This window comes from Chryseobacterium sp. 6424 (assembly GCF_003692615.1).
Lineage (GTDB): Bacteria > Bacteroidota > Bacteroidia > Flavobacteriales > Weeksellaceae > Kaistella.
On the sequence record NZ_CP023540.1, the window covers coordinates 1884377 to 1899602 of the forward strand.

The 15226-nt window shown below is 45.7% G+C and carries 15 protein-coding genes; 8 read left to right on the forward strand and 7 right to left on the reverse strand.

Features of this window, described 5'->3' with window-relative positions; translation table 11 throughout:
• From CO230_RS08825 to CO230_RS08835, 5 genes are all read right to left on the reverse strand, one after another.
• On the reverse strand, nucleotides 1-948 hold the full coding sequence (locus CO230_RS08825) for an ATP-binding protein (protein ID WP_122028266.1): 948 nt from the start codon (nucleotides 946-948) through the stop codon (nucleotides 1-3).
• On the reverse strand, nucleotides 941-2971 hold the full coding sequence (locus tag CO230_RS08830; protein ID WP_122028267.1) for a hypothetical protein: 2031 nt from the start codon (nucleotides 2969-2971) through the stop codon (nucleotides 941-943). Before CO230_RS08830 ends, CO230_RS08825 begins: the two co-directional genes overlap by 8 nt.
• Before the next feature lie 268 nt (nucleotides 2972-3239).
• Nucleotides 3240-3362, reverse strand: coding sequence for a hypothetical protein (locus CO230_RS12560; protein WP_262601779.1), 123 nt, complete (start codon nucleotides 3360-3362; stop codon nucleotides 3240-3242).
• The gene (locus tag CO230_RS12225) at nucleotides 3359-3505 is read right to left on the reverse strand and encodes a hypothetical protein (protein WP_162990012.1); all 147 of its coding nucleotides are present in this window, start codon (nucleotides 3503-3505) and stop codon (nucleotides 3359-3361) included. Before CO230_RS12225 ends, CO230_RS12560 begins: the two co-directional genes overlap by 4 nt.
• Entirely contained in the window at nucleotides 3502-3753 is a 252-nt protein-coding gene (locus CO230_RS08835; RefSeq protein ID WP_162990013.1) for a hypothetical protein, read from the reverse strand. The genes CO230_RS12225 and CO230_RS08835 overlap by 4 nt, the downstream gene beginning before the upstream one ends.
• A 144-nt stretch (nucleotides 3754-3897) precedes the next feature.
• Between CO230_RS08835 and CO230_RS08840 the strand changes: the two genes are divergently transcribed.
• Nucleotides 3898-4707 carry a helix-turn-helix transcriptional regulator gene (locus CO230_RS08840; protein WP_122028269.1) on the forward strand — a complete coding sequence of 270 codons (810 nt, stop codon included), beginning with the start codon at nucleotides 3898-3900 and terminating at the stop codon, nucleotides 4705-4707.
• Between the two features lie 422 nt (nucleotides 4708-5129).
• On the opposite strand, the gene CO230_RS12270 is transcribed toward CO230_RS08840, so the two are convergent.
• On the reverse strand, nucleotides 5130-5357 hold the full coding sequence (locus CO230_RS12270; RefSeq protein ID WP_185140488.1) for a hypothetical protein: 228 nt from the start codon (nucleotides 5355-5357) through the stop codon (nucleotides 5130-5132).
• A gap of 31 nt (nucleotides 5358-5388) precedes the next feature.
• On the reverse strand, nucleotides 5389-5718 hold the full coding sequence (locus CO230_RS08850; RefSeq protein WP_122028270.1) for a single-stranded DNA-binding protein: 330 nt from the start codon (nucleotides 5716-5718) through the stop codon (nucleotides 5389-5391).
• Between the two features lie 223 nt (nucleotides 5719-5941).
• Between CO230_RS08850 and CO230_RS08855 the strand changes: the two genes are divergently transcribed.
• The 7 genes from CO230_RS08855 (at nucleotide 5942) to CO230_RS08885 (ending at nucleotide 15225) form a co-directional block, all read left to right on the forward strand.
• Nucleotides 5942-6988 carry a Gfo/Idh/MocA family oxidoreductase gene (locus CO230_RS08855; protein WP_122028271.1) on the forward strand — a complete coding sequence of 349 codons (1047 nt, stop codon included), beginning with the start codon at nucleotides 5942-5944 and terminating at the stop codon, nucleotides 6986-6988.
• Nucleotides 6989-7129: 141 nt separating this feature from the next.
• Nucleotides 7130-7690 carry a ferritin-like domain-containing protein gene (locus CO230_RS08860; RefSeq protein ID WP_122028272.1) on the forward strand — a complete coding sequence of 187 codons (561 nt, stop codon included), beginning with the start codon at nucleotides 7130-7132 and terminating at the stop codon, nucleotides 7688-7690.
• Between the two features lie 53 nt (nucleotides 7691-7743).
• Complete coding sequence (locus CO230_RS08865; protein ID WP_122028273.1) at nucleotides 7744-8922, forward strand: PQQ-dependent sugar dehydrogenase; 1179 nt, start codon at nucleotides 7744-7746, stop codon at nucleotides 8920-8922.
• A 5-nt stretch (nucleotides 8923-8927) separates the two neighbouring features.
• Nucleotides 8928-9899: a gluconolaconase gene (locus tag CO230_RS08870; RefSeq protein WP_122028941.1), complete on the forward strand. Its 972-nt coding sequence runs from the start codon at nucleotides 8928-8930 to the stop codon at nucleotides 9897-9899.
• A gap of 231 nt (nucleotides 9900-10130) precedes the next feature.
• Nucleotides 10131-11276: a hybrid sensor histidine kinase/response regulator gene (locus CO230_RS08875; RefSeq protein WP_122028274.1), complete on the forward strand. Its 1146-nt coding sequence runs from the start codon at nucleotides 10131-10133 to the stop codon at nucleotides 11274-11276.
• Nucleotides 11263-14844 carry a response regulator gene (locus CO230_RS08880; protein WP_122028275.1) on the forward strand — a complete coding sequence of 1194 codons (3582 nt, stop codon included), beginning with the start codon at nucleotides 11263-11265 and terminating at the stop codon, nucleotides 14842-14844. Before CO230_RS08875 ends, CO230_RS08880 begins: the two co-directional genes overlap by 14 nt.
• A 12-nt stretch (nucleotides 14845-14856) precedes the next feature.
• On the forward strand, nucleotides 14857-15225 hold the full coding sequence (locus tag CO230_RS08885; protein WP_122028276.1) for a response regulator: 369 nt from the start codon (nucleotides 14857-14859) through the stop codon (nucleotides 15223-15225).
• Nucleotide 15226: the final 1 nt, after the last annotated feature.

Consider the following 15226-nt stretch of genomic DNA (forward strand, 5'->3'; position numbering starts at 1 on the left):
CTATAATTTTGGCAGGTTCAACACTTTTCTCACAAAATCCTCCGTCAGCGCTTCGCCCGTTCTTTCAGCCTCACGCATCGCCGGTACCAGAACATCGTGCAGCTCGCCGTAGTTGTCGCACTCCCTTTGCAGGAACTTCACCAGCGCCTTGTCTTCAACATCCTTTAAAAACTCATTAAATCGGGTATCAATGCTTTTTAAAACGCGGATCCCGTACTTCACGCGGCGGTAGAACTGCGGCATCCCCGGACTGTTTTTCTTTTTCAGCTTTTCAATTTTTTGCAGAAGCTGGTCGGTACCTATCAGCACCAAACCGCACTTTTTATTCAGGTGATCGTGGAACTCCTTGATGTTGCACAGGGTGGTCTGCTTCATATACTCGGCTTCATCGAAGATGATGATCGGGTTTCTGCCGTTTAGGCGAAGGCGTTGCAGCTCTTTGATGATGGCGTTAATCTTACGGCTTTTGCTGTGCACCTGTGGCAGCTTCAGCACGTCACACAGCTTATCAAGCAGATCTGCGATGGTGTCCATACTGCCCACGGTAATCTTGAAGTTATCCTTCGGGTTCTGGCGTATAAACAGGTCAGACAGGTAAGTCTTCCCACAGCCCGTCTCTCCGATCACGATATTGGTGTAGCCGTAGCGTTTGGCGTCCTCCAGCGTGGCCAGCATTTGTAAGGCCTGTGGCGTTTCAAAGAATCTCCAGTATTCCTTCTGCCCACTTACATCAGTGCCTATGGCCTCGGCGATCAGCCGAAAGTATTTATCCGCGATTGCTACTTCCTTACCGCCACCTGCCGGTACGAAGTATTTGCCGTTGCGCATCTGGCTGATGTAGTTGGACGGTATTTTATATGTTTCAGCAAATTCGTTGGCCGAAAAACCGTTCTCATCCATCCAGGCTTCCAGGTTATTAATAATGGTGTCTTTGGTCGTTTTATTCATGGTCAAGGTATTTATTAAGGTTTACTTTTTGTTTCAGATATTCTTCCTGGCTTTGGCTCCAGTCACGCTCGGTGGCTTTGGCTTCTTTTATTTTCTGCTTCTCGATCATCTTTTGCGCAGGTTGCAGGCGCTTCGCGTTCTTTCGGTCTTTATGCTGGCCCCTGCTGTCGGTGAGCAGCGTTTTCACCAGTGATCCTTCCAGTTCTTTGTAATCGGTAAAGAATTCGTTGACCAGTCGGGCATCTTCTGCCTGCACGTCGAGGATTTGGTTTTTAATTTCTTTGTTGAAGCTCCGCACCAGTTGCAGCTGCTCGCCGTCGCCTTCTTTTCTGTCATAGAGCGCCATCGGCTGCTCGTGTTTCTGCTGAAGCAGGAAGCTGAGTTGATTCTCCTCATTGTAAGCCAGCACCTGAGTGAGATCGTCCGGGTTGTACTTAATCTTCCAGCTCAGATGATCGTAGCGGCGGAAGTTGCTGTCGAAGGAATCGTAATAATATCGTACGCCTTCAATCTTCGGCGCGATGCCGCTGTGTGATCTGCTGTTCAGGTATCCAGTTTCCTGCCCGAAGTGCAGCAGGAACTCCTGCTCTGTAACCATTTTTTTAGCGTCTTCCGGCATTTCGGCGTAGGCCTGTAGGAATTTATCTCTTAGCTCCTCGCGCTCTCTTTCGATGAAGGCGGTGAGCTGTGCGATGCAACCGAACTCATCCGGGAAGCTGGCTTTTATCTTCTGTAGATATTCCGGGTTTGGCTGTTTGGCTGCTTTCACTCCGTGGCCGCTCCAGTTCGGCATCAGCTGGCAATACTTTTTATTGAAGTACCCAAACCACGGCTCTATGATCTTCGCTTTAGCATTACCCACTTTGGCAGGGATATACACCTCTGAGGCTGCTTTGTAGATCGGCATCATCTTGCCTTTTGCATAATTGTCAGACTGTAGCTGCAGTACTTTATGCTTCGCGCCGAAAAGTTCCTCAGTATGAAGAATGGCATTCCGTACGGCTGCCTGAATGAGTGCGGCGTTTTCCACCTGTCCGATGGCATAACCGATTGGATATTTAAGTGAAGGATCCAAGACCACCACCATCGTCAGGCGGTTGTGGTAGGTGGTGCCTTTATCGTCGGTTTTCTGGTAGTAAAGTTCCGCATCCCAACCATCGAGCGTCCAGTAAAGGAGTGGCGAGCTCGGCGCGGTGCGCTTCACCTGCATCCCGATGCTGTTATCGAATGATTTCTCGCCGTGGTTGCCTCCGTAGGTGTAAAGCTTCCATAGTTTGCGGTAATTCCCGATGCTGGAGGCGGTGAGGCATTTCCAGCCGGTAACTTTTGCCGTGTGCTCGTATAATCTGGCGATCTGCTCATTGTCCAGGTTACGGTGATCACGGAGGAGCGATCTGAGGAAAGCCTCCTGCTGTGCGTCTTTCACCTTCGCCGCGTTTTTACCCAAAAACTTCTCGCTGATCAGCGACTTATAACCGTCTTTCTGGAAGGCTTCCAGCTTGTCGCGCAATCTGCGGTCCGTTCCCGGCAGTTTGTGGCCGGTCTGTTCTTTCACCTCGGCAAGTGCTTTCGCGGCTTCTGCCCACACTTTGGTGATGGTTCCGCCGCGGCTTTTTCTGAACATCTTCATTTCTTTGATGTAAGCGTCCAGAGCCTGAAGCATCTCCGCGTCCGCCACGTACTGCTCCTGATGTTCAGGAGACAGTGTGCGGTTTTCATCTACCATATATGTCGCGAAATAGTCCACGGCCTCGTAATCGGTTTGTCTGTACTTTAGGATCTGGTGCTGCACCTGCTTTTTTGGCGGATAACCGAGTTTTTTAATGATCTTCACCCGGAAGCGCTCCGGTATGGTGTCGAATTCTACCAGGGCGTAATTACCAAGGCCTCTTGCGTCACGAGCCTTGCGGATCTTACCAACCCTGCACAACTTATCATAGTTGGGCTTTGTCAGGATCTCGCCATCTTCGTAAAGAAGCGCCGCAGGAACCGTGAGTGTGTTATTGTAAAATTCGTAAGCCATGATAATTTTTAAAAAAGCGCCTGTCTTTCCAGGCTGTCAGCTGTCTTTCCAACCGTCAGAATGCGTTCGCCGTTTAGTGATGATACGCCCGTCCCGCATGTGGTATCTCTATTCTTTCCATGCTGTCATCGGTTGGCTTCCAAATCACCGAAAGGTTACACTTAAGCTACTAGCATTCGTCTGCTCTCGGCCTTTTTGCAAGGCACTTCTAAAGGGATGCTCCACTCCGGGAGTCGAACCCGGAACTTTGCCCATGTGGAAGTGGCTGCTAGCAGCCGGTGAAAAATAGGTGATAAACGGAGGCGCCTACACCGATGACGGCGGTGGCACCAAGGGCGATACAGATGACCTGCGCTAAGATGTGCGCGGCAGAGGTAATAATGCTTTTCATGAGGGTGTATTTAAAGGTTTGTACGTTGGTTTCAGTGGGAAGCCCATAAAGTGGCTGTACGTGGCGATCTCTTTTCTGCCGGTCTCGGCATCAGTTACCGGAATGGTCTTGTAGCTAAATAGCCGGTGGAGTAATTTTTTCATGGCTTTAATAGATTAATTCTGTTGCTAATTATTTTTTCGAGTGCCTCAACCGCAGCGAGGTGATTTTTACTATGAATCCTCTTGAAACTTTTCTCCGCGGCTTGTGCTTCACACCCTAATAGCTCCCCAACCAATACCCAGTCGCCGCGTCTTTTTTTATTAAGCAGATTTGTAAGCCGCTCCTGATGTTTTTTTTCCTCATCTGTTAAAGGTGGATAACTTTCTGCTTCTCGATTGGTTACTGTCATCGTTTTTATATTTTTTGTATTACTTTTGTATTGATTACGGTACAAATATATAAACAGTATTCTAATTAACAAACATTATTCTAATTAAAACATTAGAACAGTGTTTAAGTAACTGATTTTCAATGACAAAAATTTTACATTGATATGGACAGTAAGCCAATAGAGCGCGTCCAAGAGATTATTTTAGATGAACGCCTTTCCATAAGCGCTTTCGAGAAGGCATGCGGCTTATCCAATAACTCAATCCAGACAGCCATAAAAAGAAAATCTAATCTCAAAGATGAGACTATAAACAGTATTCTAAATGCTTTCCCTCGTTATAATCCTACCTGGATATTAACTGGAAAGGGCTCAAAACTTGTGGATAACGTGTTGGCAAGTGATAGCAAAAACCATAATAATTACGGATCTACTCCTGTAGTAATTACAGTAGATTCTCATAACGAAGATAATATCGTCCTGGTACCGATGAAGGCACAGGCCGGTTATATTAAAGGTTGGAGCAACCCTAATTTTATCAAGAAGTTGCCAACCTTTCGCATGCCCGGACTCAATAACGGCGTTTTCCGCATGTTTGAAGTTTCCGGAAACTCCATGTTTCCCACCTTGCCGGACCGCAGCTACGTGGTGGGATCATTCGTGGAAAACTGGGTGAAAGACATCAAGGATAACCGCCTCTACGTGATTGTTTCAAACAAAGTAGAAGACGGCCTCGTGAAACGCTGCATCAATAAGATCGAAAAGTACAACAACCTGATCTGCAAATCTGATAACCGCCGAGAATATCCCACCCAAAGCCTTCACCCCGATGATATTCTGGAAGTCTGGGAAGTGAAGCTTCACCTGAACTTCAACATCCCGGATCCGGCAGACATTTACGACCGCGTCAATGACTTGGAGGGAGAGGTAATCAGCCTCAAAGAGATTGTTAAAAAAGCAAAACTCCTCCCTTAATCAGTTGCTAAACCTCTGTAAAGCCCATAAACAGGGCTTTTTTTATGTTTTATGCCTGCAAAATAGGGTATTCAGTTTGGTGTTTTTAGCACAAAATCGCATATTTTTTACATAAATAATATATTCATTTCGCTTTTTTTATAGCCTAAAAGGTATGCCCTAAGGTATGCCCTAAGGTATGCCCAACTGCTTTTCAACGCAAAATCCAGCCGTACAAAAGTGGCCGGCGCTGGGCACAAAAAAACCGCCTTTCAGCGGTGTGTATTACTACAAAAAATGCCCTTATAGTGCGCTTCCGGTGCGTGTTGGCAGTTATTTTAGGCTATAAACCCCATTTCAGAAGATCTGGGCCTTTAATAGGTAATTATAAAACGTTTAAATAATAATTAATCGGTAGTTAATAGACATTTCATTTTAATTCCTCAAAAATTGCGTTTTATGCTAATCGCCCTACCAGTCGGCATTCCCGCAATTTTTTCACCTTTTTTTTGACATTTTATTTTAATGCCCATACAATAATTCTCTTCATCCTGAACAAAAGCGGACTCGAACTTTATTACATTATGCTGTTGCAGAAATCGGTCAAGTGCCTGCTGGTCGCTGTTAATATAAGGTTCTGCCACACGTATTTTCAATACTTTAACATTCATCGCATTTGTGTTTTTAAGGTTATGGAAGATGTTATTTGTTCCCGATAAACAACAGTTGATCCACACGGATTTCTGTAATGAAATGCTTAGTACCATCCTTATCATCCCAGCTGCGGTACACTACTTTGCCTTCCACGGCTATTTCTTTGCCTTTGGCGACATATTTTTCCATCAGGTCGGCAATCTTACCATTTGAGACAAGGTTGTGCCATTGGGTTTCCTCAACTTTCTCCCCGAGTCCGTTGATATAATAATCGGTAGTGGCGAGGGATACTTTTGCGATTTTACCTTTTTCGAACTTTACTGTTTCTACATCTTTACCTGTTCTGCCGATGAGGGTTACTCTGTTTCTTAATGACATGACTTTAAATTTTTAATTAAACGTTGGTTTCGGGCTTCACTTTTTTTTCCCGAAATCTCTGTTGCAAAGTTTCAGCGGTTTTGTGACAAGAGTCGGTAAGAAAGCATTTAAAATCATTTGTAGTCGTTTGTAAACGGATAATATGATGTGGGTCTTACGAAATTTTTAGTCATAGCGTTTTTATCTGCTCACCGGAAATAAATATCTTTGATGAAAAAGAACCATGCAAGAAATAAAAGCAGGCCTTTGTGCCTACGGAATGAGTGGCAAACTCTTCCATGCGCCATTTCTGAACGCACATCCAGGATTTTCGCTGAACGCAGTAGTAGAAAGACATAAGCACGAAGCGGCAGACAAATATCCTGATATCCGGCATTTCCGCTCGGTCGAAGACATGATACACGATCCGGAAGTGGACCTGGTGATTGTAAACACACCGGTACAAACCCACGCAGAATTTGCCGAAATGGCTTTGCAAGCAGGTAAACACGTGATCGTAGAAAAACCCTTCACCGTTAACGCACAACAAGCAGAGGATCTTGTTGAACTTGCCGCTAAAAAAAAATTATTCCTCAGCGTGTATCAGAACCGCCGGTTCGATCGGGATTATCTTCAGGTAAAAAAGATGATAGACAGTGGTAAACTCGGCAAAATCCGTGAAGCGGAAATCCGGTTCGACCGCTTCCGGACACAGCCCAGCCATAAGCAACACAAGGAAGATCCGCAGCTGCCCGGCTCGGGTGCCCTGCATGACCTCGGCTCGCATCTTATCGACCAGGCCATACAGTTATTTGGTATGCCTACGAGGGTTTTTGGCGATACATTTTCAATGAAAGGAGCTGCTTTTGCCAATGATTATTTTGAAATCATTCTTTTCTATGCTGATGGTTTACGGGTAAGGATCATTTCCTCTGCTTTTGCCAAAGAGGCCGCTTGGGCCTATGCAGTACATGGCGACCAGGGAAGTTTCTTGCAGCAACGGAGCGATCATCAGGAAGCTGAACTTGCCGCCGGCGCCGTTCCCACCGGAAAGGACTGGCAACAACCATTGACGGAAACTGATGGCCTCCTACATTATTCAACTTCAGACACCTACCGCACAGCGCTGTACAGCATCCCCGGCAACTATATGGATTACTATCAGGCAATATATCATCATCTTATTTTCGATGAGGCAGCACCCTCTCCCGGACATGAAATCATTAATAATATGAAAATCATTGATGCTGTACTGAGAAGTTCCGCATCGGGCATGGTAATAACCCTTTAAATAATAATACTGATGACATTAATTCTAAAATCATCGGTAAGTGAAATTAATTACCGCACAACCAATACTTTAATACATTTTTAACTTTTATAAGGTCTGATATTTGTATAGGCAACCCAAATCAATACAAATATTAGCACTATGAAAAACACCAACACCCAAACAAACAAAGGCGGGCGCAAGGTCAAACCTACATCCAGCGCGGCCGATGGCCTACGAGAACTATTCGTTGATGAGCTGAAGGATATTGTATACGCAGAGCGTGCCCTCCTGAAAGCCCTGCCAAAAATGGCAAAAAACGCCAGCGAGCCCAAACTTATTGCCGCCATTGAAGATCATATCGCCGTAACCGAAGGACAGGTACAGCGCCTGGAACAAATCTTTGAAATCCTTGGCGAATCCAACCGTGGCAAGAAATGCGACGCCATGGAAGGACTCATCAAAGAAGGCGAAAGCATCATAGAAGAAACAGAAATCGGCCCAGTCCGCGACGCAGGTATTATCTCTGCCTCTCAAAAGATAGAGCATTACGAGATTGCGTCATACGGCACACTGGCAGCCTTCGCAAACACCTTAGGCGAAACAGAGATCGTTTCGCTATTGGAGGCCACACTTGCCGAAGAGAAAGAAGCGGATGCCATCCTTACTGAATCCGCCTATAATTCAATCAACTTTGAAGCTGCTGAAGAAGATCAGGAGTGAAATAATATCTAAAGGCTGCCCCGTGCAGCCTTTTTAACTGAAAAATTATTCCTATGAAACACAAATTATTTATAAAAATTGTTCCGCTGGCCCTTTCGCTGACATTCGCCCCATTCAGTGCGCAACGCGGTATCCCGCCAAAAGAAGTAACTAAAATCACCCATGCCACCAATTATCCGGAACACCTTGATTTTCTTCCGGAAATGGTGAATCTATTGAAACCAGCCGAAGGTTGGAGCGTCTCCATCGCAGCCTCCGGACTTGGGAAACCACGCATGTTATATTTAACTCCAGAAGGGAACATTTACATCACCCGCCGGGATGCAGGTGATGTTTTGCTGCTTAGGGATCTTAATAAAGATGGTAAATTCGAAGATTTAAAAACTGTTGTCGCCGAATTTAAAGGCGTACATGGCATCACGATGAAAGATGGCTGGCTGTACCTTTGCAACAACAACGAGTTGCGCCGCTATCGCGTAGATGCGGACGGAATGCTAAGTGGAAAAGAAATGCTTTTCAATGACATGCCAAGCGCCGGGCAGCACCCCAACAGAACGATGGATTTTGGCCCCGACGGCAAACTGTACATCTCTATCGGCACCTTATGTAACGACTGTAAAGAAATGGACCGCGAAGCCGCGACAATGGTACAGGTGGATCCCACTACATGGAAACGAACCATCTTCGCCTCTGGATTACGCAACACCATTGGATTCGATTGGCATCCGCAAACACAGGAACTTTGGGGTGTAGACAATGGCGGAGATGCCAAAGGCGACGACTGGCCACCTGAAGAACTTAATAAATTAATGACTGGTAAAAATTATGGGTATCCCTTTGCCTATGGTAAACGCGAAGTCGATAAATCACGTGAAGACCCTGCCGGCAACAGCAAAGAGAAATGGGTGGAAAACACAGAACCTTCTTCTTATGAATTTCAGGCACACATGGCTCCTATAGGTTTTCAGTTCTTCCCGGCGGGCACCCCTTTTAGCGGAGATGGTATCGTAGCCTGGCACGGTTCCTGGAACCGAAGTACGCCCGTAGGTTTTAAAGTACAGTGGGTGAAGTTTGTAAACGGCAACCCTACCGGTGCTGAGGATTTCCTTACAGGATTCCTGAAAGGTAAAACCCGTTTTGGCCGGCCTGCTGGTGTCGCTATTGCGCCCAACGGCACTGTTTATATATCTGATGACGCCAATGGCGTACTGTACCGACTCACTAAAAATTAATGATTATGAAAAAGCTTCTAGTAAGTATTCTTTTTGTGGGTTGTGCCGCGGCCCTACCCGACCAACCTACTACCCGCATCGAATTTGACTCGCCAGAGATGTACCCGGAAGGGATTGCCTACGACAGTAATGCTGACGTATATTATGTATCATCTGCCAGATTAGGCAGCATTGGCAAAGTAACACCACAAGGCGCGTACACATCGCTCATTAGCGACCCATCATTCAAATCCAGCTACGGACTGAAAATTCACCCAGACGGCAAGCGGATTTTTGCCTGCATCAGTGATGCCAATTACAGTAAATACACCTCACCTGATACCCGTAAAAAGATGGCGCGTCTCATTGGGATTGATCTTGCCACTGGCCGCAAAACCGATGACATTGACCTGTCAAAACTGGTACCCGGCGAACATTTCGCTAACGACCTGACCTTCGACGCACAGCAAAACGCGTATGTTACCGATAGCTTTGCCAACGTTATCTATAAAATAACTCCGGGCGGACAAGCCTCTGTTTTTTCCGATCATCCGCTGTTCAAGACCAAAGGCATCGGCCTGAATGGTATCGTATATCATCCGGCAGGCTATCTCCTTACCGTAAGTTCCGGCACAGGGACTATCTATAAAGTAGACCTAAGTAACCCTAAAAATGTGACTAAAGTGATGACTGAACAGTTTTTTGTAAACGGCGACGGCCTATTACTGAACAGTGCTGATAAACTGGTAGTTGTACAAAATGGTGGCAGTGATAAAATCTATGAACTCACCTCACAGGATAACTGGGCCAGCGCCAAACTTACCGCTTCTACCTTGCTGGCAGACCGGTTCACCTATCCTGCGACCGCCACAAAAGCGCAGGACAAAGTTTGGGTAATGAACGCTAAATTTTCTGAACTTACCGACAGTACTGGGGTCCCCTCGCGGAAATTTGCCATACAACATGCACGGCTAATGCCCTTACCGAGAGCTAAATAAAAACAATCTAAGGCTGTTTCGCGAGAGACAGTCTTTTTTATTTAAGTGAAAGGTAAATTATTTAATGAAAGGCAAACGACAGATTTCGCTTTAATTAAACTTAAAGAATCTACTGTAGATAGCACAAAAACTTCAAAACACGCGCCCTCTTTTCCACATACCTCGCATATCGGTCATCAAATTGAAATTCACTATATTTGGATTCTTTTATCAAAATTTTAATTTTTTATAATGATTCTAATTGTCGATGATTCGCCGGAAAACATCATTTCACTCAAAAAAGTACTCGAGAAGAATGGGTTTGAAGTCGATACCGCAGCGTCCGGAGAAGAGGCATTAAAAAAAATACTTAAAAAATCCTACGTCCTCATCATCCTGGATGTACAAATGCCCGGCATGGACGGTTTCGAGGTGGCAGAAGCCATTTCAGGCTACAGCAAAGCCAAGGAAACCGCCATTATTTTCCTCTCTGCGGCCAGCTCCAACGTAAACCTTATTACCCGCGGATACTCATCCGGCGGGTTGGACTATATCAGCAAGCCGGTGGATATGAATATCCTTTTGCTAAAGGTAAAAACTTTCTACCGCATCTATGAGCAAAGTCGTGCGTTAAACGAAATGCAGAAAAAATTGTTGGAGGAGATTGAGTACCGAAAAGAAGCGGAGCGCAAGAAAGATGAATTCATCAGTATCGCCAGTCACGAACTGAAAACGCCTATGACGAGCGTGAAAGGTTACATACAGTTGCTTGAAAGAAGCCTGGAGAAAGAAGACATAAAAACCGTTCGTACGCGCCTGCAAAAAGTACAGAACCAGGTAGAAAAACTCAATCTGTTGATTGCCGACCTGCTTGATATTTCTAAAATCGAGAGCGGAAAACTGAAATTTAATAAAAAACACTTTTCTTTCAGTAAAATGCTCGCGCATATAGTAGAAGTGATGCAGCACTCCCACCCCCATGTATCGCTGATACAGCATATACAGGAAACCGAGAAGATCTACGGGGACGAGATGCGCATCGAACAGGTGATTATCAACTTTATTACCAACGCCATCAAGTATGCCCCCGGCACTACGGAGATCCAAATCATCCATGAACTTCGGGACGATCAACTGTACTTCAGCGTAAAAGATTTCGGCATCGGACTTTCAGAAGAGCACCGTGGCCGTATTTTCGATAAATTTTATCGTGTGGAAGAAACCTCTGAGCGCTTCCAGGGCTTAGGCATCGGACTCTACATCTGTCGGGAAATTATTGAACGGCACCAGGGGACCATTGGCGTGAACAGTACACCCGGCGAAGGTTCCGAATTTTATTTTTATCTGCCCTTACATCCAGAAAAAGAAGAATTAATCTACGATTATGATGAACTTTAAAAGAAACCTGCTCTACGGATTGGGTTTATCGTTACTGCTATTATTTATCAGTTCCCTGGCCTCTTACATCAGCATCCGAAACCTCATTGAAACATCGCAGATGATGCGCCAGAGTAACCAGATCATTAAAAATATGGGCGAGGTGCTCTCTTTGGTTAAAGATGCCGAAACCGGCCAGCGCGGCTACCTTCTCACCAATGATGAGCGGTTTCTGCAACCCTACATCAATGCGAAAGATAAACTGACAACCGAAGTGGAGGACCTGGCGACCGAAGTCACCAAAACACCTACCCAAAAAGCCAATCTTGAAAAACTTAAAGAAAACATTGCCAACAGGGTACGTATTCTTGATGAAAACATCAACTTCAAAAGAAACGGCGAAGGCGTCAGCTCCATCAAATTACTGAGCGGTAAGCGATATATGGACGACATCCGCAGCCAAATAACGCTGATGCAGGCAGAGGAAGAAGCCATCCTGAAGGAACGTACCGAAAATATGGAGCGTTTCGCCTCTTTTACACCGTGGCTTATCGTAGTCTCCGCTATTTTAGCCATCACCATCACCTTGTTCTTTTTCCGAAGGGTCTCCCAGGATTATGATGAAAAAACCACCCTCACCGATGAATTGGAACAAAAAAACGAAGAAACACAAAACCGTCTGGCAGCTATCGAGAAAGTAGCCGGGCAAATCTCCTCTGGCGATTACAACATTCTTTGGGACCAAAACGCACAGAATACCCTTGGCAGTGTAGCTGAACCTCTTAATCAAATGGCCGCTTCGCTGCAAGATTCCTTCAATGAACTCGAGAACCGCGAGTGGCTCAGCTCTTCGATCGCACAGCTGAACGAACAGATGATGGGTGAAAAAACCCTCGAAACACTTGCCACGCACATCCTCGATTTTGTTACGACACAAACGCAGAGTTGTGTAGCCGCATTGTATCTTCAACAAGAGGACAACCAGTTACACCTTGCCGGCGGTTACGCCCTTTCCAATGACCTCAAAAGGCAACTCGCCATTGGGGAAGGTATCGTAGGCCAGGCTTTTCAGTCGGAAAAACAAATGGTGGTTAACAACATCAGCGAAGCTGATATTACCATCAGCTACGCCACAGGCCAAGCAAAACCCGCGAGCGTTGTCGCACTGCCTATTACCCGATATAATATTCCGCTCGGCGTTATAGAATTGGCCTCAACGAAAGAATATACGCCACTTCAGCTGGAGTTTCTAAATGCAATAGCCGGTAACATCGGTCTGGCATTCTTCGGTGCGCAAAGCCGCATCAGGCTTCAGGAACTGCTCGAGGAAACACAGGCACAATCGGAAGAACTACAGTCGCAACACTCTGAACTTGAAAACATCAATGCCGAACTTGAGGCGCAATCGCAAAAACTTTTGGCTTCAGAAGAAGAACTGCGTGTACAGCAAGAAGAACTCTTACAAAGCAATCAGGAATTAGAAGAAAGAACCAGCTTACTTGAAGAAAAAAACCTGCTGATTGAACAAAGAAATCTCGATATCCAGCAAAAATCCATCGAACTGGAGCAAAGCACCAAGTATAAATCAGAGTTTCTAGCGAACATGTCCCATGAACTCCGTACCCCGCTCAACTCCATCTTACTCCTTTCTAAATTAATGACCGAAAGCGATGACCTTGATGAGCAGTATGTAGAATATGCGGAGGTCATGCAAAGCTCTGGACAAGGGTTACTGACACTGATTGATGAAATCCTGGATCTCTCAAAGATAGAATCCGGTAAGATGACGCTTGAAATCAATGAAGTGACGCTGGAGGAGATCACCAATGACATGAAAATGCTGTTTTCACCGATGGCCCGTGAGAAGAAACTACAACTCAACATCCTCACCGAAACCACGGCAGCGCCCGTACTGCATACCGACAAAGTACGTTTGGAGCAGATTCTTAAAAACCTACTTTCAAACGCCATTAAATTTACTTCCGAAGGCAGCATTACGCTAAATGTATCGGGAGATGAAGCGCAGGGAAAAGTTATCTTCAAAGTCGCAGATACTGGTATTGGCATCGCTAAAGACAAAATGAGACTGGTGTTTGAGGCCTTCCAACAGGCCGATGGCTCCACACAGCGTAAATATGGTGGCACCGGGCTTGGGTTATCCATCAGTCGAGAACTGGCGAAACTACTTGGTGGTGAAATCACCCTGCAAAGTACCGAAGGACAAGGAAGTGAATTTACCCTCACCCTGCCCATCGACGCTGAAAAAGCACCGGAAATACCTGTTGCCGAAATTGATGAAGGACCGGTAATACTTATTGAAAACACGCCCGAACAGCCCAAACGTTTTATCGCCGACCATATCCCACAACCTGTGGAAGACGACCGCGATAATATACAAGACGGGGATAAAGTCATACTGATTATTGAAGACGACACACCTTTCGCAAAAATCCTGCTTGATTATACCAGAAGCAAAAATTACAAAGGTCTCGTTGCCGTACGTGGTGACGCGGGTCTCGAGATGGCACAGCATTATAGACCACTCGCTATCCTGCTCGACATCCAGCTACCGATCATGGATGGATGGCAAGTGATGGAAGCCCTGAAATCTAATCCACAGACCAAACCAATCCCTGTACACATCATGTCCTCCATGAAGTTCAAACAGGAAAGTCTGTTGCGCGGCGCCGTGGATTTTATTAATAAACCCTTTGCGCTGGAGCATATGCAAGACATCTTTAAGAAACTTGAAAACGCGCTGAACAAAGGCCCTAAAAAAGTGTTGATTGTAGAAGAAAACCAGCAACATGCAAAAGCCCTGAGTTTCTTCCTGAGTACCCATAATATCAATACAGATATTGCTACGAATGTAAAACAAAGCATCGACTCATTACAGAAAAGAGAGATCGACTGTGTGATTCTCGATATGGGCGTCCCTGACAGAAACGCCTACGAAACCCTGGAAACCATCAAGCAAAGCCAAGGACTGGAGCAGCTGCCCATCATTGTATTTACCGGCAAAAACCTGTCACAGGGCGAGGAAAACCGTATTAAGAAATACGCGGATTCCATTGTCGTAAAAACCGCTTATTCATACCAGCGAATTCTGGATGAGGCCGGGCTTTTCCTGCATTTGGTAGAAGAAAAAAACAAGAAAAAGCACGAGGGGCTTTCAGCATTCGATAATTCCGGCGAGTTGCGCAACATCCTGAAAGACAAAACCGTACTGATTGCCGACGATGATGTAAGGAATATTTTCTCACTCACCAAAGCACTCGAAGTACATGGTATGAAAGTCATCCCTGCCATGGATGGGAAAGAAGCACTGAAGGCTCTGGAAAACAATCCGGCCATCGACGTGGTGTTGATGGACATGATGATGCCTGAGATGGATGGCTATGAAAGCATCCGCGAGATACGCGCCACGCCGAAGTTCCGTAATTTACCGGTGTTGGCAGTTACCTCTAAGGCCATGATGGGCGATCGTGAAAAATGCATCGCAGTGGGAGCGTCCGACTATATCTCGAAACCTGTAGATATCGACCAGCTGATGTCCTTGCTGAGGGTTTGGCTGTATGATAAAATTTAAAAAAACTTCAGTATGAAAAAAGAAATTCTCATCATTGATGATGACAGCAAAAACATTTTTGCGCTAACTGCCGTACTGAAGGCAAAAAAATATCAGTGCGTTTCGGCCCTCAGCGCAAGCGAGGGACTCGAAATACTTAGGAATAACCATCAGATCGCTGTCGTTTTAATGGACATGATGATGCCCGAGATGGACGGTTATGAAGCCATCAGTCTGATGAAGAATGATACCGCGCTTAAGACGATCCCCGTGATCGCCATTACGGCGCAGGCCATGACCGGGGATCGCGAAAAATGTCTGGAGGCCGGTGCCGACGGATATATCTCGAAACCAGTGAATGTGGACGAACTTTTGCAGGAGCTTACCAAAATTATCAATTAAA